This is a genomic window from Paenibacillus pasadenensis DSM 19293 (assembly GCF_000422485.1).
Lineage (GTDB): Bacteria > Bacillota > Bacilli > Paenibacillales > Paenibacillaceae > Paenibacillus_O > Paenibacillus_O pasadenensis.
Genome location: NZ_KE383850.1, coordinates 20,403 through 44,743 on the forward strand (window position 1 = coordinate 20,403; position 24,341 = coordinate 44,743).

Annotated in this window: 19 protein-coding genes, 1 tRNA gene and 1 other RNA gene; 19 read left to right on the forward strand and 2 right to left on the reverse strand. The window is 62.7% G+C overall.

The window, feature by feature from the left end; all coding sequences use genetic code 11:
- Nucleotides 1-15 precede the first annotated feature (15 nt).
- The 7 genes from trxB (at nt 16) to H582_RS0115780 (ending at nt 6,589) form a co-directional block, all read left to right on the forward strand.
- A complete protein-coding gene (trxB, locus tag H582_RS0115745) occupies nt 16-963 on the forward strand; it encodes a thioredoxin-disulfide reductase (RefSeq protein WP_028599289.1) in 948 nt (315 codons plus the stop codon).
- Between the two features lie 399 nt (nt 964-1,362).
- Nucleotides 1,363-2,313: an ROK family glucokinase gene (locus tag H582_RS0115750; RefSeq protein WP_028599290.1), complete on the forward strand. Its 951-nt coding sequence runs from the start codon at nt 1,363-1,365 to the stop codon at nt 2,311-2,313.
- Between the two features lie 66 nt (nt 2,314-2,379).
- Complete coding sequence (gene rapZ / locus H582_RS0115755; protein WP_028599291.1) at nt 2,380-3,261, forward strand: RNase adapter RapZ; 882 nt, start codon at nt 2,380-2,382, stop codon at nt 3,259-3,261.
- Nucleotides 3,262-3,273: 12 nt separating this feature from the next.
- Complete coding sequence (locus H582_RS0115760; RefSeq protein ID WP_028599292.1) at nt 3,274-4,263, forward strand: gluconeogenesis factor YvcK family protein; 990 nt, start codon at nt 3,274-3,276, stop codon at nt 4,261-4,263.
- Nucleotides 4,264-4,270: 7 nt separating this feature from the next.
- Nucleotides 4,271-5,203, forward strand: coding sequence for a DNA-binding protein WhiA (gene whiA / locus H582_RS0115765; protein ID WP_028599293.1), 933 nt, complete (start codon nt 4,271-4,273; stop codon nt 5,201-5,203).
- Nucleotides 5,204-5,355: 152 nt separating this feature from the next.
- The gene (locus H582_RS0115770; protein ID WP_028599294.1) at nt 5,356-5,625 is read left to right on the forward strand and encodes an HPr family phosphocarrier protein; all 270 of its coding nucleotides are present in this window, start codon (nt 5,356-5,358) and stop codon (nt 5,623-5,625) included.
- A 172-nt stretch (nt 5,626-5,797) separates the two neighbouring features.
- On the forward strand, nt 5,798-6,589 hold the full coding sequence (locus tag H582_RS0115780; RefSeq protein WP_052333329.1) for an SIMPL domain-containing protein: 792 nt from the start codon (nt 5,798-5,800) through the stop codon (nt 6,587-6,589).
- A gap of 156 nt (nt 6,590-6,745) precedes the next feature.
- On the opposite strand, the gene clpP is transcribed toward H582_RS0115780, so the two are convergent.
- Together clpP and H582_RS0115790 are read right to left on the reverse strand one after the other, a co-directional pair.
- Nucleotides 6,746-7,327, reverse strand: a complete 582-nt coding sequence (gene clpP / locus H582_RS0115785; RefSeq protein WP_028599296.1) for an ATP-dependent Clp endopeptidase proteolytic subunit ClpP — start codon at nt 7,325-7,327, stop codon at nt 6,746-6,748.
- A 246-nt stretch (nt 7,328-7,573) separates the two neighbouring features.
- Nucleotides 7,574-7,648: transfer RNA gene (locus H582_RS0115790), tRNA-Arg, on the reverse strand.
- Nucleotides 7,649-7,918: 270 nt separating this feature from the next.
- Here H582_RS0115790 and H582_RS0115800 point away from each other — a divergent pair.
- From H582_RS0115800 to H582_RS0115850, 12 genes are all read left to right on the forward strand, one after another.
- Nucleotides 7,919-8,944, forward strand: coding sequence for a sugar-binding transcriptional regulator (locus H582_RS0115800; protein ID WP_028599297.1), 1,026 nt, complete (start codon nt 7,919-7,921; stop codon nt 8,942-8,944).
- Nucleotides 8,945-9,077: 133 nt separating this feature from the next.
- Complete coding sequence (gap, locus tag H582_RS0115805) at nt 9,078-10,082, forward strand: type I glyceraldehyde-3-phosphate dehydrogenase (protein ID WP_028599298.1); 1,005 nt, start codon at nt 9,078-9,080, stop codon at nt 10,080-10,082.
- A 118-nt stretch (nt 10,083-10,200) separates the two neighbouring features.
- On the forward strand, nt 10,201-11,382 hold the full coding sequence (locus tag H582_RS0115810) for a phosphoglycerate kinase (RefSeq protein WP_028599299.1): 1,182 nt from the start codon (nt 10,201-10,203) through the stop codon (nt 11,380-11,382).
- A gap of 15 nt (nt 11,383-11,397) precedes the next feature.
- Complete coding sequence (tpiA, locus tag H582_RS0115815) at nt 11,398-12,153, forward strand: triose-phosphate isomerase (RefSeq protein WP_028599300.1); 756 nt, start codon at nt 11,398-11,400, stop codon at nt 12,151-12,153.
- A 1-nt stretch (nt 12,154) separates the two neighbouring features.
- Nucleotides 12,155-13,693, forward strand: coding sequence for a 2,3-bisphosphoglycerate-independent phosphoglycerate mutase (gene gpmI, locus H582_RS0115820; protein ID WP_028599301.1), 1,539 nt, complete (start codon nt 12,155-12,157; stop codon nt 13,691-13,693).
- A gap of 132 nt (nt 13,694-13,825) precedes the next feature.
- Nucleotides 13,826-15,121, forward strand: a complete 1,296-nt coding sequence (eno, locus tag H582_RS0115825; protein ID WP_028599302.1) for a phosphopyruvate hydratase — start codon at nt 13,826-13,828, stop codon at nt 15,119-15,121.
- 161 nt (nt 15,122-15,282) lie between these two features.
- Complete coding sequence (locus tag H582_RS0115830) at nt 15,283-16,047, forward strand: sugar phosphate isomerase/epimerase family protein (RefSeq protein ID WP_028599303.1); 765 nt, start codon at nt 15,283-15,285, stop codon at nt 16,045-16,047.
- Between the two features lie 261 nt (nt 16,048-16,308).
- Nucleotides 16,309-16,539: a preprotein translocase subunit SecG gene (gene secG, locus H582_RS0115835; RefSeq protein ID WP_028599304.1), complete on the forward strand. Its 231-nt coding sequence runs from the start codon at nt 16,309-16,311 to the stop codon at nt 16,537-16,539.
- Between the two features lie 169 nt (nt 16,540-16,708).
- Nucleotides 16,709-20,416, forward strand: a complete 3,708-nt coding sequence (locus H582_RS31090; protein WP_084137363.1) for an RNB domain-containing ribonuclease — start codon at nt 16,709-16,711, stop codon at nt 20,414-20,416.
- A gap of 65 nt (nt 20,417-20,481) precedes the next feature.
- Nucleotides 20,482-20,967 carry an SsrA-binding protein SmpB gene (gene smpB, locus H582_RS0115845; protein ID WP_028599305.1) on the forward strand — a complete coding sequence of 162 codons (486 nt, stop codon included), beginning with the start codon at nt 20,482-20,484 and terminating at the stop codon, nt 20,965-20,967.
- Between the two features lie 232 nt (nt 20,968-21,199).
- Nucleotides 21,200-21,563: a transfer-messenger RNA gene (gene ssrA, locus H582_RS31095) on the forward strand.
- A 211-nt stretch (nt 21,564-21,774) separates the two neighbouring features.
- On the forward strand, nt 21,775-24,240 hold the full coding sequence (locus tag H582_RS0115850; protein ID WP_127464372.1) for an ankyrin repeat domain-containing protein: 2,466 nt from the start codon (nt 21,775-21,777) through the stop codon (nt 24,238-24,240).
- Nucleotides 24,241-24,341 lie beyond the last annotated feature (101 nt).

A 24,341-nucleotide genomic window follows, 5' to 3' on the forward strand; every position in this document is an offset into this window, starting at 1 on the left:
AGGAGGAGTTTCATCGTGTACAAATCCATCATTATCGGTACCGGACCTTCCGGGCTCACCGCCGCCATCTATCTTGCCCGCGCCAACCTGAATCCGCTCGTCATCGAGGGACCGGAGCCGGGCGGACAGCTGACGACGACGACCGAGGTCGAGAACTTCCCTGGTTTCCCTGACGGCATCCTTGGCCCTGACCTCATGGCCAACATGCGCAAGCAGGCGGAACGGTTCGGCGCCGAATTCCGCACGGGCTGGGTCAACAGCGTCGACCTCTCGCAGCGTCCGTTCAAGCTCCAGGTCGAGGGCCAGGGCGAGCTCGTCGCCGAGTCGCTCATCATCTCCACCGGCGCGTCCGCGCGCTACCTGGGCATCCCGGGGGAAAAAGAAAACGTCGGCCGCGGCGTCAGCACCTGCGCGACCTGCGACGGCTTCTTCTTCCGCGGCAAGAAAATTGTCGTTGTCGGCGGCGGCGACTCCGCGATGGAGGAGGCGAACTTCCTGACGCGCTTCGCGACCGGCGTCGACCTGGTTCATCGCCGCGACGAGATGCGAGCCTCCAAGATCATGCAGGACCGCGCTCGCGACAACGAGAAGATCAGCTTCGCGCTCAACCGCACGCCGCTGGAGGTCGTCGCCGGCCCGCTCGGCGTCACCGGCCTCAAGGTGCGCAACAACGAGACGAGCCAGGAAGAGCTCATCGAGACCGACGGCATCTTCGTCGCGATCGGCCACACGCCGAATACGAAGTTCCTCGGCGGGCAGGTCGACACGGACGATCACGGCTACATCGTCGTGAAGCCGGGCACGACCGAGACGAACGTGCCGGGCGTGTTCGCTTGCGGCGACGTGCAGGACACGAAGTATCGCCAGGCGGTCACCGCCGCGGGCAGCGGCTGCCAGGCCGCTCTGGACTGCGAGAAGTTCCTTGAAGGCTCGATGGTCCATGACTGGAGCCAGTCCCTATAAGCTTGCTTCGGGCGTCCCCATCCTTCCGGATGGCGGACGTTTCTTTTTACGGGGAAAAGCGGATCGCCCTGCGGCTAACGTCGATCTGCAACGTCAGGCGCGAAGGTCGGCGAGAGACGGGGCGGACCCGGTATTGCCTGGTCATGCGGCAGTTTGGGCAGCGCCCCGAAGACGCTTCGAGAGCGGTCTGAAAGCCATTCGAAAGCCATCAGAAAGCCATCCAAAAGCAATCCGAGAGCAATCCAAAAACGATTCAAAAGCCCTTCCCGGCGCTCCCGAAAAGCCGCGAGAGGCCAGCTTCGGCGCGGTTCGCCGGGGGGCGTTGTTACCTTGACCTAACCCATGCCTTCGCTTATAGTAGCTAAAGAAGTTAAACTAATTCGTTGAGGTGGCTATCACATGTCAGAGACGATCTACGTTGGAGCAGATATCGGCGGCACCGCCATTAAAGTTGGAGTATGCAGCGCGGCGGGCGAATTGCTCCAGACGTACGAGGGACCGACCGAGGCGAGCCATGGGGCGGACCGCATCGTCGACAATATCGTCAAGTACGTGCGCCATATCGTCGATGCGACCGGACATTCCTGGGAGCAGGTAGGCGGCGTCGGCGTCGGAATCGCCGGATTCCTCGACATTCCGAACGGCATCGTGAAGTTCTCCAACAATTTGAACATACGCAACGTTCCGCTGAAGCAGATGCTCGAGGATCAGCTCGGCGTCATCGTCAAGGTGAACAACGACGCCAACGTGGCCGCGCTTGGCGAGGCGTGGGGCGGAGCCGGCCGCGGCGTGCCGAACTGCGTCTGCTACACGCTCGGCACGGGCGTCGGCGGCGGCGTCATCATCGGCGGCCGCATCTATGAAGGCTACAACGGCATGGCCGGCGAGCTTGGCCATATGTCGATCGTGCCGGATCTCGAAGCGATCCAATGCACCTGCGGCATGACGGGCTGCCTGGAGACGGTCTCCTCGGCGACCGGCATCATCCGCATGGCCAAGGACGCCGTCGCCCGCGGGGACAAGACGAGCCTGTCGCTCGTGCCGAACCTCATGGCCAAGGAAGTCATCGACGCCGCCAAGGAAGGCGACGAGGTGGCGGCCCGCATCGTCAACCGCGCGGCCTACTACCTCGGCCGCTCGATGGCCGCGACGGCGGTCACGCTCAACCCGCAGCGCTTCATCGTCGGCGGCGGCGTCGCCAAGGCCGGAGATTTCCTGTTCGACCAGATCCGCGAGGTGTTCGCCAAGTATACGCAGCCGGAAGCCAAGGAAGGCGTCGAGATCGTCGCGGCCACGCTCGGCAACAATGCCGGCGTCGTCGGAGCGGCCGGCCTCATCCTTCGCTCCTAGTCCGGCCCGCCGCCGCCTCGCGCGGCGGCTTTTCGGCTTGATCCAGCCGCAGGAAGGGGAATCCCGATGGAAACCAACTCACCCCAGCTCGTCATCATCACCGGCATGTCCGGCGCAGGCAAAACGATCGCGGTGCAAAGCCTCGAGGATCTCGGCTTCTTTTGCGTCGACAACCTGCCGCCCGTCCTCATTCCCAAATTCGCGGAGCTGATCGACGGCTCGAGCGGCAAGATCGCCAAGGTCGCGCTCGTCATCGACCTGCGCGGCCGGGAATTCTTCACGGCGCTGGCGGATTCGCTGGAGCATATCCGCACTCATTTCACGATCCCGTACGAGATCCTGTTCCTCGACGCCACCGACAACGTGCTGGTGCGCCGCTACAAGGAGAGCCGCCGCCGCCATCCGCTCGCCCCGGAAGGGCTGCCGCTCGACGGCATCGCGATGGAGCGCCGGCTGCTGGAGGAGCTCAAGGACTCGGCGACCCAGATCATCGATACGAGCAATCTCAAGCCCGCCCAGCTCAAGGAAGCGATCATCTCGCGCTTCACGAACCTCAAGCAGTCCCGCTTCTCCGTCAATGTGACCTCGTTCGGCTTCAAGTACGGCATCCCGATCGACGCCGACCTGATCTATGACGTGCGCTTCCTGCCGAACCCGCATTATGTGGATCACCTTCGTCCACGCACCGGACGGGAGCCCGATGTATATGAATATGTTATGAAATGGCCCGATACCCAGACGTTTCTGACCAAGCTGCTGGATATGCTTCAATTCCTCATTCCTTTATACCGCAAGGAAGGCAAGAGCCAGGTCGTCATCGGCATCGGCTGCACGGGAGGCAAGCACCGCTCCGTGGCCATAGCGGAATATCTCGGGCGGATGCTCGGCAGCAGCGAGACGGAGTCGGTCCGGGTCAGCCATCGCGATGCTGACCGCGATCGCCCCTAAGGCGGGAGTGCAATGGCAAGAAAAAGGTCTGCGGACCCGAAAAACCCCAAGATCGTCGTCATCGGAGGCGGGACCGGCCTGTCGGTCATGCTGCGCGGCCTGAAGGAGAAGCCCCTCGACATTACGGCGATCGTCACGGTCGCCGACGACGGCGGCAGCTCCGGCGTGCTGCGCAGCGAGCTGCAGATGCCGCCTCCGGGCGACATCCGCAATGTGCTGATCGCGCTCGCGGACGTGGAGCCGCTGCTTTCCGAGATGCTCCAGTACCGCTTCTCCAATGGCACCGGCCTGGCCGGACATAGCCTGGGCAACCTGATGCTGGCGGCGATGACGGACATCTCCGGCGACTTCGTCACCGGCATCCGCGAGCTGAGCCGCGTGCTTGCCGTGCGCGGCACGGTGCTGCCGGCATCCGACCAGTCGATCGTGCTCAAGGCGGAGCTCGCGGACGGCTCGATCGTCGAAGGCGAGTCGAGCATTCCGCTGGCGGGCCAGCCGATCAAGCGAGTATTCATCGAGCCGGCGGACGTGGAGCCGCTCGAGGAGGCGTGCCTGGCGATCCAGGAGGCCGACGCCATCCTGATCGGACCGGGCAGCCTGTACACGAGCATCATTCCGAACCTGCTCGTGCCCAAGCTCGCCGACTGCATCGTGCAGTCGAGCGCGATCAAAATTTTCATCTGCAACGTTATGACCCAGCCGGGGGAGACGGACGGCTACTCGGTGAGCGATCATCTGGAGGCGATCGAGCGCCACGTCGGCCACCAGCTGTTCGACTACATCATCGTCAATGACGGCGAGATTCCGCCGCAGGTGCAGGACCGCTATGCCGAGATGGGCGCCCAGGCAGTCCAGCTCGATCTGGACGAGGTGACGCGTCAAGGCTACAAAGTCATCGCCGACCGGCTCGTGCTGTTCCGCACCTACCTGCGGCATGACGCCGTGCGGCTGAGCCATCATATCTACCAGCTCGTCGACAGCTGGATGGACCGAAAGGGGTGAGAGAGGGATGTCCTTCGCCGCTCAAACGAAAAAAGAGCTGACGCTCGTCGAGAACCAGGATGCCTGCTGCGAGCAGGCGGAGCTTTCCGCGCTCATCCGCATGAACGGCTCGGTGCATCTGTCCAGCCGCAAGGTCATTCTGGACATCTCCACCGAGAATGCAGCCATCGCCCGCAGAATCTACAGCCTCATCAAGAAGCTGTTCGACGTGCATACGGAGCTGCTGGTGCGCAAGAAGATGCGGCTTAAGAAGAACAACGTCTACATCGTGCGCATCCCGGCGCGGGTGCAGGAGATCCTCAAGGAGCTGAACATCGTCTCCGAGGGCTTCATGTTCAACCAGGGCATCGACAAGGACATGATCCGCAAGCCATGCTGCAAGCGAGCCTACATGCGCGGCGCGTTCCTCGCCGGCGGCTCGGTCAACAATCCGGAGGGCTCGTCCTACCATCTGGAGATCGCCTGCATGTACGAGGAGCACTGCTCCGCGCTCGTCACGCTCGCCAACAAGTTCGGCCTCAACGCCCGCTGCATCGAGCGCAAGAAGGGCTTCGTCTTTTACATCAAGGAAGGCGAGAAGATCATCGAGCTGCTGAACATCATCGGCGCGCATCAGGCGCTGTTCAAGTTCGAGGATGTCCGCATCATGCGCGACATGCGCAACTCGGTGAACCGGATCGTCAACTGCGAGACGGCCAATCTCAACAAGACGATCGGCGCGGCCGTGCGCCAGATCGACAACATCCGGCTGCTGCAAAAGGAGCTCGGCCTCGAGAACCTGCCCGAGAAGCTGCGGGAGGTGGCGGAGATCCGGCTGCAGCATCCTGACATGAACCTCAAGGAAGTCGGCGAGATGCTCAAGGGCTCCGTCAGCAAGTCCGGGGTCAACCACCGATTGCGCAAGATCGACGAGCTCGCCGAAAAAATCCGGGGAAGCTGAACTTTCATGTTGCGCCGGCCGATGGTATAATGAAAGCAATTGTCACGCAAGGTAAGGTCCGTTCCACCCGGCGGCCCTTTGCAAGAGCATGCCTCACGTTCGCCTTCCGGCGGCCATGCAGCAATGAATTAGGATTAGGGGGTATAGAGTTCATGACAAGACAACCCGTAGTCGTGAGACTGAAGACGGGTCTTCACGCAAGACCGGCCGCGCTCTTCGTCCAGGAAGCGAATAAATTCTCCTCCGAGATCTTTGTCGAGAAGGACGAGAAAAAAGTGAACGCCAAGTCCATCATGGGCATCATGAGCCTTGCCATCAGCTCCGGCACCGAAGTTCACATCAGTGCCGAAGGTTCGGACGCCGAGCAGGCTGTAAACGCTTTAGTATCGCTCGTCAGCAAGGAAGAGCTGGAGAACCAGTAGGTCTCGGCCTGCCGGTCCCCAAGCTTGATTCGCTGCGGCTCCCGAGGCTCCCGATCCGGGGGCTTTTTTTGCGTTTTGGCCATTGGCTGAAGCCCCCGTTGGGACCTGTATGTGCAACATTTTCAGGCGGGCGAGCGTTTCAAAGGACAAACCGAAACGGAGGCGAACAGATATGGGAAGCAAACAAGGATTCGGCAAGCTGGCAAGTCAAGGCAAGGTGCTGCTGCTGGCGGCCTCGCTGACGGCAGGATCGCTGCTGGCTCTGAACGGAGCCGGCGTGCTGGACTCGGGATCAAAGCCCGTCTATGCGGCGGAGCAAGGAGCGGCGATGGAGAACACGATCGCAGTGCAAGGCGTAGGCAAGCTGTCGGTGGCGCCGGACATCGCGTATGTCACAGCGGGCGTGAACGTGACGGCCAAGACGGCGAAGGAGGCTCAGGCCGGAGCGGCCAAGCGGTACGACGCGGTCGTCAAAATGCTTAAAGGAACCTACAGTCTGGCGGACAAGGATCTGAAGACGACGTCCTACTACGTGCAGCCGCAGTACCGCTACACCGAAAAGGAAGGCCAGGTGCTGACCGGCTATACGGCGACGCATGAGCTGAGCATCTCCTGGCGCAGCATCGACAAGACCGGGGAGCTGCTCGACAGCCTCGGAAGCGCGGGCGCGAACCAGATCAGCGGCGTCTCCTTCGGCACGGAAAAGACGGACGCGTATACGAACGACGCGCTCAAAAAAGCGCTCGACAACGCGCGCGTCAAGGCGGAGGCGCTTGCCGCCGCTGCGGGCCGCTCGCTCGGTCCGGTCGTGAACATCACCGAGAACGGCGCGCAGGCCGTGCCGGTGTACCGCGAGATGGCGCAGATGAAGGCCATGGCTGCCAGCGACAGCGCTTCGACCTCCGTCGAGCCGGGCCAGGTCGACGTGCAAGGCCAGCTGACCGTCGTGTACCAGCTGAAGTAGCATAGCTCTCGGCCAGCCCCGGTCTGCCGCGGCAGCCGCGGCGCCGCGCAGGATGGCCTGCGCGCGTGCCCGCGACGGCCGCGAGAGCGTCGAAACGCAAAGCGCCGCCCCTTCCGATTCGGAAGGGGCGGCGCTTTTTGCCTGTCGCAGCCTGGCTTACAGCTTCTCGATGACCTTGTCGACGAGGCCGTACTCGCGGGCGGCGTCCGCGCTCATGAAGTAGTCGCGGTCGGTGTCCTTCTCAATGCGCTCCAGCGGCTGACCGGAACGCTCGGCGAGAATATGGTTGAGCTTGTCGCGCATCTGGAGGATGCGGCGCGCGCGGATCTCGATGTCGCTGGCCTGGCCTTCGGCTCCGCCGAGCGGCTGATGGATCATGACCTCGCTGTTCGGCAGCGCGTAGCGCTTGCCCTTGGCGCCCGCGGCCAGCAGGAACGCGCCCATCGAGGCGGCCATGCCGACGCAGATCGTCGAGACGTCAGGCTTGATGAACTGCATCGTGTCGTAAATCGCCATGCCGGACGTGATGGAGCCGCCGGGGCTGTTGATGTAGATGGAGATGTCCTTCTCCGGATCGTCGGCGGCGAGGAACAGCAGCTGGGCGATGACGGAGTTGGCGACCATGTCGTTGATGCCGGTACCGAGGAAGATGATGCGGTCCTTGAGCAGCCTCGAGTAGATGTCGTAGGCGCGCTCGCCGCGGTTGCTCTGCTCGATGACCATAGGCACGTAGTTCATGTTCATGTGCAAGTCCCTCCTTATATCCTCATTAAGGTTGTCACTGCAGGTGCTTTTTTCATTCTACGAGAATCGATTGTTAAAGTCAAATTTGGTCAAAGAGGTCGGAGACGGCTTCGCCAAGCCGGTTCAATAGCCCATTTTAACCGGCTCGGGCGCCTCTTAAACGAGGCTTGCAAAAACAAAAAAGGATCGCGCCCTGGAGGGGCGCGATCCCATGTATCGGAAAAGCATGATGTAAATGATTGGCGCGCCCGCTAGGAATCGAACCTAGATCTCAGGCTCCGGAGGCCTACGTCATATCCATTGGACCACGGGCGCATGTATGCTTGAAAAGCGTAACGTCTAAGATTGTATAACAGCCTGCCAGAAAAAGCAACACTAACCTGTCCGGCTTCCGGAGGGCTCCGTTTCCCTGCAACTGCTGGAAAACATTTAGGCCGAAAGGCGTGTCGGCAACCGTTTTCATCGGGTAAAGGTCCCTTGCGGGTCCTCGGCAGAAGGAGTACAATGAGGTTGTGGGACGTTTATTGAATAGCTGGGACATTAATTGTCCCGTACGGATAGCTAACGAGTGGAGTTGGAGCGCTCATGCGCAGCCTTATTGATTTGCAGCGTCAGCTGGTGCCCGATCTGCTGGAGACGGTCCGTCTCCGCTATGGGATTCTCCATCAGGTGCTCGTGGCGGACATGATCGGCCGCCGCTCGCTCGCTTCGGCGCTCGGCATGACCGAGCGGGTGCTTCGGGCCGAGACCGACTTCCTCAAGGAGCAGGGCTTCCTGGAGATCAACGCCTCCGGCATGCGCGTCAGCCAGAGCGGCCGGCGCCTGCTCGAGGAGATGGAGCCGGTGCTGAGCGGACTGCTCGGCCTGTCCAACCTGGAGGAGCAGCTGCGGACGCGCTTCGGCCTGAGCAAGGTCGTCATCGTGCCGGGTGACTCCGACCACTCCGCTAGCACGAAGCGGGAGCTCGGACGCGCCGGGGCGTCCGCCCTGCTGGGACAGCTGCGGGAGGGCGACGTCGTCGCCGTCACCGGCGGCTCCACGCTCGCACAGGTGGCGAGCCATCTGAACGCCCCCGTCCCGCATCCGAGCAATCTGTTCGTACCGGCCAGGGGCGGGCTCGGAGAGAGCCTGGAGTACCAGGCGAGCACGATCGTCTCGGCGATGGCCAAGCGCACCGGCGCCCAGTACCGGATGCTGCATGTGCCGGACCATCTGAGCGAGGAGGCCTATACGAGCCTCATGCACGAGCCCGGCGTCAAAGAGGTCGTCGGCGTCATCCGCGGAGCCCGCATCGTCATCCACGGCATCGGCGATGCGATGACGATGGCGCGGCGACGGCGAGTGGAATCGGATGTCGTCGAGGAGCTCCGCCAGGAGGGGGCGCTCGCCGAGGCGTGGGGCTACTACTTCGACCGGGCCGGGTCCGTCGTGCACAAGATGCCGACCGCCGGCATCCGGCTCGAGGATATCATGACGACCGAGGTCGTCATCGCCGTCGCCGGCGGCAGGTCCAAGGCCGAAGCGATCGCGGCGGTGCTGCGCTTCGGCCACGAGGATGTGCTCGTGACCGACGAGGCGGCCGCGCTGGAGATCGCCGCGATGGCGGACTAGACCGGCGATCCGCGTCGCAACCGCGACCGTGAATGAAGGCGAAGCGGGCTCTGCGCCTGACAGGGGCAGGGCCGAGCGCTTCGCGTTGAAGGATCATGCAGGACCATCACCTAATTTCAGGAGGTTTTCAACCATGGTAAAAGTTGGTATTAACGGATTCGGACGTATCGGACGCAACGTATTCCGCGCCGCTCTGAACAGCAGCGAAGTTCAAATCGTCGCCGTCAACGACCTGACCGACACGAAAACGCTGGCTCACCTGCTCAAATACGACACGACGCACGGCGTGCTGGACGCGACCGTCGAAGCCAAAGAAGGCGCGCTGATCGTCAACGGCCGCGAAATCAAAGTGTTCGCCGAGCGCAATCCGGAAAACCTGCCTTGGTCCTCCGTCGGCGCTGAGATCGTCGTCGAGTCGACGGGCATCTTCACGGCGAAGGAAAAAGCCGAGCTTCACCTGAAAGGCGGCGCGAAAAAAGTCATCATCTCCGCTCCGGCTACGAACGAAGACATCACGATCGTCATGGGCGTCAACGAAGAGAAATACGACGCGGCTTCTCACACGGTCATCTCCAACGCTTCCTGCACGACGAACTGCCTGGCGCCTTTCGCCAAAGTCCTGAACGACAAGTTCGGCATCGTCAAAGGCATGATGACGACGGTCCACTCCTACACGAACGACCAGTCCGTGCTGGACGTGCCGCACAAGGACCTGCGCCGCGCCCGCGCTGCCGCAGAGAACATCATTCCTTCCTCGACGGGCGCTGCCAAAGCCGTCTCCCTCGTTCTGCCTGAGCTGAAAGGCAAGCTGAACGGCATGGCGATGCGCGTGCCGACGAAAAACGTGTCCGTAACGGATCTCGTCGCCGAAGTGAAAAGCAACGTCACGGTCGAAGAAGTCAACGCGGCCCTCAAAGAAGCGGCTGAAGGCCCGCTGAAAGGCATCCTGTACTTCTCCGACGAGCCGCTCGTATCGAGCGACTACAACGGCAACCCGGCTTCCTCCACGATCGACGGCCTGTCCACGATGGTCGTTGAAGGCAACATGGTCAAAGTCGTGTCCTGGTACGACAACGAGTGGGGCTACTCCAACCGTGTTATCGACCTGGCGGCTTACATCGCCTCCAAAGGGCTGTAAGAAGCGGCGCTTAACTGCATAGACAGCGGTAAGGTTAAAGAGGAGAGGCGAGCGTTTCGTTCTCCTCTTTAACGATGTTTAACCCATAGAAACCTATATATCGGGAGGGCGAGCAGCTGTGAGCAAAAAAAGTGTTCGTGATGTGGAAGTAGCAGGAAAGCGCGTCTTCGTGCGCGTCGATTTCAACGTGCCGATGGAAGACGGCGCGATCACCGACGATACCCGGATCCGCGAGACGCTGCCGACGATCCAGCACCTCATCGAAGGCGGCGCGCGCGTCATCCTGGCGGCCCACTTCGGCCGTCCGGGCGGAGAAGTCAAGGAAGAGCTGCGCCTGACCCCGGTCGCGGCGCGCCTGTCCGAGCTGATCGGCAAGCCGGTCGCCAAGGCGGACGACACCGCCGGTCCGGACGCCCAGGCTAAAGCCGCGGCGCTCCAGGACGGCGACGTGCTGCTGCTGGAGAACACGCGCTTCAACGCCGGCGAGGAGAGCAACGATCCGGAGTTCGCCAAGCAGCTGGCTTCCCTGGCCGACCTGTACGTCAACGACGCGTTCGGCGCCGCGCACCGCGCGCATGCTTCCACGGAAGGCATCGCTCATCTGCTCCCGGCCGTATCCGGCCTGCTGATGGAGAAGGAGCTGGACGTGCTCGGCAAAGCCCTGAACAATCCGGAGCGTCCGTTCACCGCGATCGTCGGCGGCTCCAAGGTGAAGGACAAGATCGACGTCATCAACAAGATGATCGAGATCGCCGACAACATCCTCATCGGCGGCGGCCTGAGCTACACCTTCTTCAAGGCGCAAGGCCATGAGATCGGCCAGTCGCTCGTCGACAACTCCAAGCTGGACCTGGCGCTCGAGTTCATCGAGAAGGCCAAGAAGCTCGGCAAGAACTTCCTGCTGCCGGTCGACATCGTCGTCACCGACGAGTTCAGCAAGGACGCCAACACGAACATCGTCGGCGTCGACGGCATCCCTTCCGACTGGGAAGGCATCGACATCGGACCGAAGACGCGCGAGCTGTACGCGAACGTGATCAAGGACTCCAAGCTGGTCGTCTGGAATGGACCGATGGGCGTGTTCGAGATCGAGCCGTTCTCCCACGGCACGCGCGCCGTCGCTCAGGCTTGCGCCGAAACGGCGGGCTACACGGTCATCGGCGGCGGCGACTCCGCGGCGGCGGCCGAGAAGTTCGGCCTCGCGGACAAGATGGACCACATCTCCACCGGCGGCGGAGCATCCCTCGAATTCATGGAAGGCAAAGCCCTCCCGGGCGTTGTCGCCCTTAACGACAAGTAGAGAGGAGAACAACCTATGGCAAGAACCCCGATCATCGCAGGCAACTGGAAAATGTTCAAGACCGTCTCCGAGGCGGTCTCCTTCTTCAACGAAGCGAAAGGCGGCGCTGAGGTCGATGGCGTCGAGAGCGTCATCTGCGCTCCGTTCACGACCCTTCCGGCTCTCGTCGAAGCGGCCAAAGGCACTTCCATCGCCATCGGCGCGCAAAACCTGCACTTCGAGGACAACGGCGCGTACACCGGCGAAATTTCCGGCGTCATGCTGGCCGATCTCGGCGTGAAGTACGTCATCGTCGGCCACTCCGAGCGCCGCGCGTACTTCGGAGAGACGGACGAGATCGTGAACAAGAAGGTCGTCGCGGCGTTCAAGCACGGCCTGACTCCGATCCTGTGCGTCGGCGAGAAGCTCGAGGAGCGCGAGGCCGGCGAGACGAAGGACGTCTGCAAAGTGCAGACGGAGGGCGGCCTGAAAGGCCTGACGGCAGAGCAGGCGGCCGAGACCGTCATCGCCTACGAGCCGATCTGGGCGATCGGCACGGGCAAGTCGTCCACGGCCGAGGATGCTGAGGACGTCATCGCCTATATCCGCCAGGTCGTTGCAGGGCTGTACGACCAAGCGACGGCGGATGCGGTCCGCATCCAGTACGGCGGCAGCGTGAAGCCGGCCAACGTCAAGGAATACCTGGGCCAAGCGAACATCGACGGCGCGCTCGTCGGCGGCGCCAGCCTGGAGCCGGCTTCCTACATCGCCCTCGTCGAGGGGGCGAAGTAAGATGGCTCCCAAACCGGTTGCGCTCATCATCATGGACGGATTCGGCCTTCGCAGCGACATCGTCGGCAATGCCGTCGCGCAGGCGAACAAGCCGAACTATGACCGCTTCCTCGCGGAATATCCGAACACGACGCTGACCGCTTGCGGCGAGGCGGTCGGCTTGCCGGAGGGCCAGATGGGCAACTCCGAGGTCGGCCATCTCAACATCGGCGCCGGCCGCATCGTCTACCAGGATCTGACCCGCATCACCAAGTCGATCCGCGACGGAGAGTTCTACGACAACGACACGCTGATCGGCGCCGTGCGCCACGCCAAGCTGAACGGCAAAAAGCTGCATCTGTACGGCCTCGTCAGCGACGGCGGCGTCCATAGCCATATCGCGCATCTGTTCGCGCTGCTGGAGCTGGCCAAAAAGGAAGGGCTGGAGCAGGTGTACATCCATGCCTTCCTTGACGGCCGCGACGTCGCGCCGGACAGCGCGGTCGGCTACCTGACCGAGCTGCAGGGCAAGATCGAGGAGCTCGGCATCGGCCGCATCGCGACCGTGCAGGGCCGCTACTACGCGATGGACCGCGACAAGCGCTGGGAGCGCGTCGAGAAATCGTACCGCGCGATGGTGTACGGAGACGGCCCGCAGTACACGGACCCGATCCTGGCGGTGCGCGAGTCGTACGAGAAATCCGTCTTCGACGAGTTCGTCATGCCGACGGTCATCGTCGAGGCGGACGGACAGCCGGTCGCGCTGGTCGAGTCCGAAGACGCGATCGTGTTCTTCAACTTCCGTCCGGACCGCGCGATCCAGCTGTCGCAGGTGTTCACCAACGAAGACTTCCGCGGCTTCGACCGCGGGGACAAGGCTCCGGCCAACCTGTACTTCGTCTGCCTGACGCTGTTCAGCGAGACGGTCGGCGGCTTCGTCGCCTACAAGCCCAAAAACCTCGACAACACGTTCGGCGAGGTGCTCGTGCAGAACGGCAAGACGCAGCTGCGCATCGCCGAGACGGAGAAGTATCCGCATGTGACGTTCTTCTTCAGCGGCGGCCGCGACCAGGAGCTGCCGGGCGAGACGCGCGTGCTCATCAACTCGCCGAAGGTCGCCACGTACGACCTCAAGCCGGAGATGAGCGCCTACGAGGTGGCCGACGCCGCCGTGCGCGAGATCAACTCGGACAAGCATGACGCGATCATCCTGAACTTCGCCAACCCCGACATGGTCGGCCACTCCGGCATGCTGGAGCCGACGATCAAGGCGGTCGAGGCGACGGACGAATGCATGGGACGCGTCGTCGACGCGGTGCTGGCCAAGGGCGGCGTCGTGCTCATCACGGCCGACCACGGCAACGCGGACATGGTCATCGGACCGGACGGACGCCCGTTCACGGCGCATACGACGAATCCGGTGCCGCTGATCGTCACGCAAAAAGGCGTGCAGCTGCGCGAGGGCGGCATCCTCGCCGACATCGCGCCGACGCTGCTCGACCTGATGGAGCTGCCCAAGCCGGCCGAGATGACCGGCCTGAGCCTCATCCGCCCGAGCTGACGGCGGTTGCGGCCGAAAGGCGCGGGCCTTTCGGCCCGCGCCTTCGCCCGCACTCGTTCCGCGGCTGGCAATCGGTTATACTGGTTACAGCCTGCTACAACCAACTCAATTCCTTGAAGGAGTGTTCAAACTATGTCTATCATCGTTGACGTATACGCACGCGAAGTGCTCGACTCCCGCGGCAACCCGACCGTCGAAGTCGAAGTATCCCTCGAATCCGGCGGCAAAGGCCGCGCGATCGTTCCGTCCGGCGCCTCCACCGGCGCTTACGAAGCTGTCGAGCTTCGTGACGGAGACAAAGGCCGCTACCTCGGCAAAGGCGTCCTGAAAGCCGTCGAGAACGTGAACACGCTGATCGCTCCGGAAATCATCGGCCTCGACGCGCTCGACCAAGTGCTGATCGACCGCAAGATGATCGAGCTGGACGGCACGCACAACAAAGGCAAGCTGGGCGCGAACGCGATCCTGGCCGTGTCGATGGCGGTAGCGCGCGCGGCTGCGGACGCGCTGGACGTGCCTCTCTACACGTACCTGGGCGGCTTCAACGCCAAGGTGCTGCCGGTGCCGATGATGAACATCATCAACGGCGGCGAGCATGCCGACAACAACGTCGACGTGCAGGAGTTCATGGTGCTGCCGGTCGGCGCGGAAAGCTTCAAGGAAGCGCTGCGCATCGGCGCCGAGATCTTCCACAGCCTGAAGTCCGTCCTCAAGGACAAAGGCCTGAACACGGCTGTCGGCGACGAAGGCGGCTTCGCGCCTAACCTCGGCTCCAACGAAGAGGCGATCACGACGATCATCTCCGCCATCGAGCGCGCGGGCTACAAGCCGGGCGAGGACGTCTTCCTCGGCATGGACGTCGCCTCCACGGAGTTCTACAAGGACGGCAAATACCACCTCGAGGGCGAAGGCAAGTCCTACACGTCGGCTGAATTCGTGGACCTGCTCGCCGAGTGGGCGGACAAGTACCCGATCCTCACGATCGAGGACGGCTGCTCCGAGGACGACTGGGAGGGCTGGAAGCTGCTCACCGACAAGCTGGGCGGCAAAGTGCAGCTCGTCGGCGACGACCTGTTCGTCACGAACACCGAGCGCCTGGCGGACGGCATCGACAAAGGCGTGGGCAACTCGATCCTCGTCAAGGTCAACCAGATCGGCTCGCTGACCGAGACGTTCGACGCGATCGAAATGGCGAAGCGCGCCGGCTACACGGCGGTCATCTCGCACCGCTCCGGCGAGAGCGAGGACAGCACGATCGCCGACATCGCCGTGGCGACGAACGCCGGCCAGATCAAGACGGGCGCTCCGTCCCGCACGGACCGCGTCGCCAAGTACAACCAGCTGCTCCGCATCGAGGACCAGCTCGGCTCCACGGCCCAGTACGCCGGCCGCAGCGCGTTCTACAACCTCAAAAGCTTCAAGAAATAGAGCTCTCTTATCCTGTCCGCCCTGTGCGGACAGGATTTTTTTAGGTTCGTTAGGCCAAAATCACAAACAAACGGCGCAAAAACCGGCATAGCCCGCCGTTCCCTGAAAACGCTATACTGAGGCTAGGCTAGACGAACCTATCGAACAGGCGGTGTTAAGCGATGGCAAAACCTCAAGTCGGACTGCAGCTGTATACGCTGCGCGACCAGACGGAAAAAGACTTCCTCGGCACGATCCGCAAGGTCGCTGATATGGGCTATAAGTACGTGGAATTCGCGGGCTACTTCAACACGAGCCCGGCGGATCTGAACAAGGTGCTGGAGGAGACGGGCATCCAAGCGGTGTCTGCGCATGTCGGCCTGAACTTCAACGATCCGAACAAGATGGAGGCGGACCTGGCGGAGCAGATCGAGTACGCCAAGGCGATCGGCCTCAAGTATCTGATTACGCCGTGGGCTCCGCTGCCGGAAAACCCGCAGCTGGAGGACGTGGACAGCCTGGCCTCGACGCTTGAGAAGGCGGCCCGCCAGGTGAAGGAGGCCGGCCTGATCTACGGCTATCACAACCATGACTTCGAGTTCAAGCAAGTCGACGGAACTCCGGTCATCGACCTGCTGCTGCAAAAAATTCCGGCCGACCTCATGATCATGGAGTTCGACCTCGGCTGGGTGCATATGGGCGGCCAATCTCCGGTCGAATACGTGCAGCGCTACGCAGGACGCACCCCGATCGCGCATCTGAAGGACTTCGGCGTCGGACGCCGCGACACCGAGGTCGGCAGCGGCTCGGTCGAGTTCGACCCGGTATTCGCGATCGCCGAGGAAGCCGGCATCGAATATTTCATCGTGGAGCAGGAGGAGTTCGCCAGCTCCTCGCTCGAGAGCGCCAAGCTGAGCCTCGACTATTTGCGCGGCAAAGGCTACTAGGCTCTGGGCGGATTCTGCTTTAGCGGACGCAGCCCTTCCTCAGGAAGCCCGTTCGGACCGGCACGGTTCGGACGGGCTTTTTCGGAGCGCAAAGGACGCGCTTGTTTCCACAGGCCTGGCTATGGTACAATGAAACCGCTGTTTATGATTTGGTTTTGCCCATGCAAGCCGCTTGCTGGCCGCAGGAGACGGCCTGCATGTGCAAAACTCATAGCGGCAGGCAGCCGGGAGGCTGTACGAAGGCTGGGAGGTAACGTACGCATGGATATTTTCCTGAAGATTCTGCTCGTGATTTTTTCCCTCGGACTGATTGCGGTAGTTCTGCTGCAAAAAGGTAAGAGCGCTGGCCTCTCCGGAGCGATTTCCGGCGGAGCGGAGCATCTGTTCGGCAAGCAGAAGGCGCGCGGCCTGGACCTGTTCCTGCAGCGCCTGACGATCGGGCTCGCCGCCGGATTCTTCATCGTCGCGCTGCTGGTCGCCTACCTGAAATAGCACGGAATACAGCCTTGAGGAAGCGGGGGAATCCCCGCTTTTTCTTTATATTCCGGAACGTTGGCGGTTGATGAGGCCCGAATTCGTGTATACTATCAAGGAGATAGAAGTGGCTGGATCTGCCAGGATAGCAGGACGGGTCCTTACGGCACGAGGTGAGAAGGAGAACATGACCATCGAACATCAAACATTGCTCGACTTGATGAACCAGCCGGCTTACAAGCCGATGACGTATCAAGAACTGGAACGGCAGCTCGGCATCGACAACGCCTCCGATTTCAAGGCGTTCCTGAAGCTGCTCAATGAGCTGGAGGATCAAGGAGCGATCTTCCGCAACGACGCAGGCGCATACGGCCTGCCGCAGCATATGGACCTGCTCAAGGGCCGCCTTCAGGTGCATGCCAAAGGCTTCGCGTTCCTGCTGCCCGAGGACAAGACCCACCCCGACGTCTATATCGGGGCGAACGATCTGAACACCGGCATGAACGGCGACACCGTGCTCGTCCGCGTCCAGACGCGCGGACCGGGCGGCGGACGCATGGAAGGGGAAGTCGTGCGCGTCGCCGAGCGGGCCGTCAAGCAGTTCGTCGGCACGTTCGAGAGCCATGAGAGCTTCGGCTTCGTCTCGCCGGACGACAAGCGCCTCGGCCGCGACATCTTCATCCCGCAAGGCTCGTTCGGCGGAGCGGTGACCGGCATGAAGGTCGTCGTCGACATCACGCACTACCCGCAGGGCCGCGCCGCGGCTCAGGGCGAGGTCGTGGAGGTGCTCGGACACAAGAACGATCCTGGCGTCGACATCCTGTCGATCATCCGCAAGCATCAGCTGCCGGAGAGCTTCCCGGACGACGTGATGGCGGAGGCCGAGGCGGCTCCCGACTCCATCACGGAGGAGGAGATCGTCAGCCAGGGCCGGCGCGACCTGCGCGCCAAGACGATCGTCACGATCGACGGCGAGGACGCCAAGGACCTCGACGACGCGGTCAACGTCGAGCGGCTGCCGAACGGCAACTACCTGCTCGGCGTCCACATCGCCGACGTCAGCTACTACGTCCGCGAGCGCAGCGCTCTCGACCAGGAAGCGTACCGCCGCGGCACGAGCGTCTACTTGACCGACCGGGTCATCCCGATGCTGCCGCATCGGCTGTCCAACGGCATCTGCTCGCTGCATCCGCAGGTCGACCGGCTGACGATGAGCTGCGAGATGGAGTTCGACGCCTCGACGCTGAAGCGCGTGCGCCACGACATCTTCACGAGCGTCATCCGTTCCAAGGAACGCATGTCGTATACGAACGTGCGCAAGATTCTGACTCCGGTGGAGGAAGAAACGGCGGAAGCGATCGTATCGGACGAGCCTCTGGAGCCGTTGCAAGCGCCTCAGGCGGACTTCGCGTCCGACGAGGCGGAGTTCGACCCGAGCTTGAGCGCGCCGGCCGAAAAGCTGCCTCCGGGCGGCATGGGCACGATCGTCGCCGACGATGACGGCGGCGTGCCGCGCCAAGCGGAGGAGGAAGAGGAGCCGTTCGTCGAGGCCTCGAGCGACGAGGACGAGGATGAAGGCGTCCGTCAGCCGGAGCGGCTGAGCCGTCCGTCGGACATGGGCCTCATCATTCCCGGAGGCGATGCCGGCAGTCCGGGCGAAAATACCGACGAGGAGTTCGCTGCCGATGACGAGCCGGATGCTCCGGCCGCGCAGGCGGACGACGGCGAGCCGTATCCGCTGCGCGGAGCCGGAGCCGGCGGACCGACGCGCTCCCGCGAGTCGGACAATCCTTGGATGGCGCAGGAAGCGCAGCCGGTCATCAACAACAAGCCGATCCGCAAGGCGGAGAAGGTGCGCACGCGGCAGGAGGACTTCGACCAGCTGGACGCCTTTGCCGGCGGACAGGCTCCGGCTTCTCAGCCGGCCGAGACGGATGCCGAGCGCGAAGCGCGGCTCGCCGCCGAGCGCCAGGACCGCGCCGAGCGGCGCGCGGAGCGCGAGCAGCTGCTGGAGCGCTATGCCGAGCTCGTGCCGACGTTCCAGCTGATGGAGGAGCTCGCGATGAAGCTCCGCCGCCAGCGCATGAACCGCGGCGCGATCGACTTCGATTTTTCGGAATCGAAGATTCTCGTGGACGACGAAGGCAAGCCGACCGACATCATCAAGCGCGATCGCACGATCGCCGAGATGATCATCGAGGAGTTCATGCTGGCGGCGAACGAGACGGTGTCCGAGCATTTCTTCTGGCTCAAGGTGCCGTTCCTCTACCGGGTGCACGAGAATCCGGAGGGCGAGAAGCTGATGACGTTCATCCAGATCGCCTCGAACTTCGGCTACTCGGTGCGCGGCAAGAACAACACGGTCCATCCCAAGGCGCTGCAGTCGCTGCTCGAGGAGATCAAGGGCACCAAGGAAGCAACGGTGCTTTCGACGATGATGCTGCGCTCGATGAAGCAGGCGCGCTACGATGCCCAGAGCCTCGGCCACTACGGCCTGGCGGCGGAGTACTACAGCCACTTCACGTCGCCGATCCGGCGCTATCCGGACCTGGTGATCCACCGGATCATCCGCGAGGTGCTGGAAAATGGCGGCACGCTGTCCGAAGCCCGCATCGAGGCGCTTGCCGCCCGCATGCCGGACATCGCCCAGCAGTCGTCGGAGCGCGAGCGCGTGGCGGTCGACGCCGAGCGGGATACGGATCAGCTCAAGAAATGCGAGTTTATGCTCGATAAAGTAGGAGAAGAGTTCACGGGCCTCATCAGCAGCGTGACCGGCTTCGGAATTTTCGTGGAGCTGCCGAACACGGTAGAAGGTCTCATAAGGCTGAGCAGCCTGAACGACGATTACTACCACTTTGACGATCAGCAGATGATCCTCATCGGTGAGCGCACCTCCAACATGTATCGCATCGGAGACGAGGTGAAAGTGCGCGTGGAGCGGGTAGATATGGATGATCATCAGATTGACTTCGCGATGGTCGAAGGTGGTTCGCGCGGAGCCGCTCAAGGAGGCGGAGCGCGCGGGAAGGGCCGCGGAGCCAAAGGGCGCCGCGGCAAGGAAGCCGCCGGCCGTGCAGGCGGCCAGCAAGGCGGCGCAGCCGCCGGGCGCGCCGGCGCAGGCGGCAGGCCCGCCGCGCAGGGCGGCGGGTCGCCGGCAGCGCCGGCGAGCGGCGCGCGTCCGAGCGCGCAGCGCGGACGCGGAGCCGGCGAAGCCGGCGGCCGCGGCCCGGGCGGAGCCGGGCGCGGTCCTCGCGGGGGCGGCGGCGGCAGAGGCCGCCGCGACAGCGGGTTCGGCCCCAACGGCTGGCGGGGCAGCATGCCGGAGGATATCCCGAACGTGCGGGATGACAACCCTTGGAGCGTGCGCGAGGGCGGCAAGATCGAGAGCACGAAGCGCACGGACATGTGGGGCTTGCCGGTGCCGCCGTCCAGCCTCGGCAACCGTGGCGGTCGTCCGGGCGCAGGCCCGGCAGCGGACCGCAGCCGCGGACGCGGGCCGTCTCCGGACGGCGCGCCGCGCGGCGGACGCCCTAAGGGCGGACGCGGTCCGACGATCAGCGGGGCTTCCGCCGCAGAGGGCCAGACGGCCGCAGGCGTGCCGCAGGAGCAGGCCTCCGGCGGAGCCAAGGCGAAGCGCAAGCGTCGCAAAGGCAGCAGCACGGCGCCGTCCATCCGCGAAGTGACGCGGGCGGACATCGCCGATCTGTTCCGGGACATGGATCCGGAATCGCGCGCTTCCGTCACGCCGGACGCGGTTCCGGCCGAGGGCTCCAAGCGCAGCCGTTCGCGCCGCAAGAAGAACAAAGGCGCCGCAGGCGCTCCGCCGGTGAGCGGCGGCGATGCGGGAACGAATCCGAGCTCCGCGCCTCAGGGCGGATCGGACTCTGCGGAGTAAGCAGACATGGACAGGGGTTGCCGAACCGGCAATCCCTGTTTTCAACGAAAGGAGGAGATCGAGGCATGGCTAAAAACAAAGATCAGTCGCAGAAGCCGCTCGCTCAGAACAAGAAGGCCTCGCATGATTACTTCATCGAGGAGACGTACGAGGCCGGCATGGTGCTGATGGGGACGGAGATCAAGTCGCTGCGGACCGGGCGGGCGAACTTGAACGATGCGTTCGCGACCGTGCGGAACGGCGAGATATTCCTTAACAACCTGCATATCAGCCCGTTCGAGCAGGGCAACCGGCATAATCCGACCGATCCGACGCGCGCGCGCAAGCTGCTGCTGCACAAGGCGCAGATCGCCAAGCTGTACGGCCAGTCCAAGCAGGATGGCTACTCGATCGTCCCGCTCAAGATCTACGTGCGCAACGGCTACGCCAAAATCCTGATCGGACTCGGCAAGGGCAAGAAGCAGTACGACAAGCGCGAGTCCGCCGCCAAGCGGGATGCCCAGCGCGACATTCAGCGGGCGCTGCGGGAGAAGCAGAAGGTGGCTCGCTAGCTCCTGCTGCCTGCCGCCAGATTTTCGGGCGTTGCTGACGCCAGGTCGCATAAGACCTGCTTCCAGCGTTTCGCTTCGCTTTTTCCGATTCACCTGTGGTATACTAGGAGTATCAAGTTACGTTGGCTTTGAATTTGCAATGCTGTGCGAGTGTCTCGCTCAGTCCTTGCGCTTCGGACCGCCGCGCGGCTGCTGCAGCTTAGGTGCATGCGCCGGCAGGACGGATCTGTCCGGGGGCGTTTATGGATTCGACGGGGGTAGTTCGAGCATGGGTTGCGGGTAGTGGGGACGCGTCCGCTTCATCAACGCTAAAGCCTATTAAATGGCAACCAACGTACAACTTTAGCAGCAGCCTAAGAAACTGTATGCTAAGCTCCTCTCCAGCATCGCCTATGTGCCGGATGTAGGGGCTCACCCTTAGTAGGCTACGCTGTTCGGTCTCCGCCTGGGGTCGGCAGAAGAAGACAATCAGGCTGACTTGTGAGATAGCCGGTTACGGGGCGCTCTTGCAAGTGACATCAAATCCGTGACTACACCCGTAGATGCCTGTGTGCCGTTGCCTTCGGACAGGGGTTCAAATCCCCTCGCCTCCATTAAAAGAAAAACCCACAACCCGAAAAGGTTGTGGGTTTTTGCTTTATCTGGATTTGAATGTAGAAGACGAATTCTTGCTTAGACTAAAAAAAGAGGAAGAAAAGGGAATGAAATCCGCTATAATAAGGCGAAACCATTCCTTTGTTGTCATTATAGTCGTGTCAGGGGGCTGTTCAGTTGACGCCAGCGCAGTTTGAAGAAACCGTAAAGAAATTGGAAGAGAAATCTCGGATCAGCCCATCTGCCTACCGGTTGAAGGTGCTGGGTATTGTCGGGCTGGGCTTCGCCTATTTGATCGGCATCCTGCTTCTTCTCGCAGGAAGCATAGCGGCGCTTGTCGTCGGGCTCTCGGGGAAGGCGTCCGTGCTGCTCGTCAAGCTCGTCCTTCCGCTGGCCGGCCTGATCTGGATGCTGGTCCGCTCGCTGCGCATCAAGTTCGACGAGCCCGAAGGCATCCCTCTGACCCCGATCAATGCTCCCGGACTGTTCCGCGAAATCAGCGGCCTGGCGTCCAGCCTGCGGACGCTCCGCATCCACAAGGTGCTGCTGACCCCGGAGTTCAATGCCTCGGTCGTGCAGATTCCTCGCTTGGGCCTTTTCGGATGGCAGCGCAACTACCTGATGATCGGACTGCCTCTTCTCCAGGCGATGCCGATGAACGAGTTCCGCGCCGTGCTGGCTCATGAGATGGCCCATCTGTCCCGGTCCCACAGCAAGTTCCATGGCTGGATCTATCGGGTGCGCCGGGCATGGGGCCAGCTGATGGACAAGCTGGAGGAAAAGGACAGCGCCTGGGTCCTGCTGTTCCAACGGTTTTTGGACTGGTACAGTCCCAAGCTTGGCGCATATACGTTTGTCCTGGCACGGGACAACGAGTATGAAGCCGACCGGCTCGCCGCGGATGCCGCTGGAGCCCGCTCCGTCGCTTCGGCTCTTCTGCGGATCCGCATCGCTGGAGCCCGTCTGCAGTCCGACTTCTGGCCCGGATTGGAGCGGCGGGTCCGAGGAGCGGAGCCCATTCCTGCCGTGCACTCCTTGATGGGACAGGAGCTCGCCCAGCCGCAGCCGGCAGCGGAAGCAGAGCGGCTTCTGCGGGAGGCGATGCTTGTAGAGACGGCATACGACGATACGCATCCTTCTCTGCGCGACCGTCTGGAGGCGCTGCAGCAGACCGCTTCCGTGCCTGATCCTGCCTATGCCTCTTGCCTTCAGGAGCTGCTGGGAAGCTCTGCGGAGGAGCTTACATCCCGCCTGGACGACCAATGGAAGCAAGAGACGGCCGACTCCTGGGCAGAGCGAGTGGAGAGCTATCGGGAGATGGCCAAGGAGCATGCCGAGCTGAGCTGCCTGGATTCGGATGAACTGACCGACAATCAGCTATGGGGCTTGGCTCGCCTCGAGGAAGAGCTGAACGGCCCGACTTCCGCGCTCCCGCTGTACGAGCGGCTGATCGCCCGCAATGATCGGCTCGCTCACGCCTATGCGGCTGCCGGAAGGGCGCTCATGAAGCAGGAGGGGGCGGCGATGGAAGCGCAGGCGGCGGCTTACTTGAGCCGTGCTGCTGAGCTGGACGAGGATTATGCGCTGAGCGCCTATGGCGAGCTGGCGGATTATTGCACCCGGATCGGCATGGCCAGGGAAGCCGAGCAATACCGGGACAAGCAGGTCCGATTCCTGGAGCGGCTCCGTCAAGGGCAGCTGGAGCGCGCTTCGGTGCTGCCGACCGATTCCTTCGTGCCGCATGGCCTGGAAGCGTACGAGCTGGCTCCGCTGACGCAGGAGCTGAGGCAGTACCCGATCTTGCGGGAAGCCTATCTCGTGCGGAAAGTCGTGACGCATTTCCCGAACAAGCCGAAGTTCGTACTCCTCATCCGCAACAAGCGGAAATGGAGGGTGTGGAGCCGTACGCTTGCCCGGCTGATGGTCCGGAATCTGGCCAAGGAGGAAGCGCTCCCGAGCGGGACGAGCATCATCGTGCTGAACACGTCCCGCCGGTTCAAGCCGGTTCAAGAGCAGGCTCTTCTTCATCCGCATGGAGTGCTGTTCCGTAGGGAATCGGCCTGGACGCCGGCGGCGATGCTCCGCAGCCTGTCCTCCCGGAGGATGATGGAGGCGATCGCCAAAAGAAGGACCGGTGCGGTCCGCTTCTGGCTGGCCATGGGCGCCGATCCGAATCGGATCGAGCAGGGGATGCTGCCTCTGTCGATGGCGGCAAATCAGGAGGATCTCGTCACGATGAAGCTCTTGGCGGAAAAAGGCGCCCGCATCGACGAGAAGAATGAGGACGGCAACACGCCATTATTCTGGGCAGCGTATCAGGGGGACGAGGAAGCGGTGAACTGGCTGCTGGAGCAAGGGGCGGATCCGAACGTGCGGTATCTGACCGGACGTTCCGTGCTGTCGGCAGTATGCATGCACGGTCATGCAGCCGTGCTGAAGATCCTTTTGAACGCCGGCGCCCGGCCGATCTACACCTGCCATGCAGACGGTGAGACGCCTCTGATGATCGCGGCCTACAACGGGCATGCGGAATGCGCCTCGCTGCTGCTGGCCGCAGGAGCGGACCCGGAGGTTCGGGACAAGCACGGCAATACGGCGCTCAGCTTCGCCAAGGACTGCGGCCACGAATCCGTCGTTCAGGCGCTGCTCGACCATGCTTCCCAGGAGCAGCCTGCTTGAGGACATGTCCCCAAGCGTAGAGGTGCCTTCCGGGACGGATCCTTTTTGTCTCGGCCTTCACCTGGATGGGCATAGGCAAAAACAATACAGAGGGTGCTTCA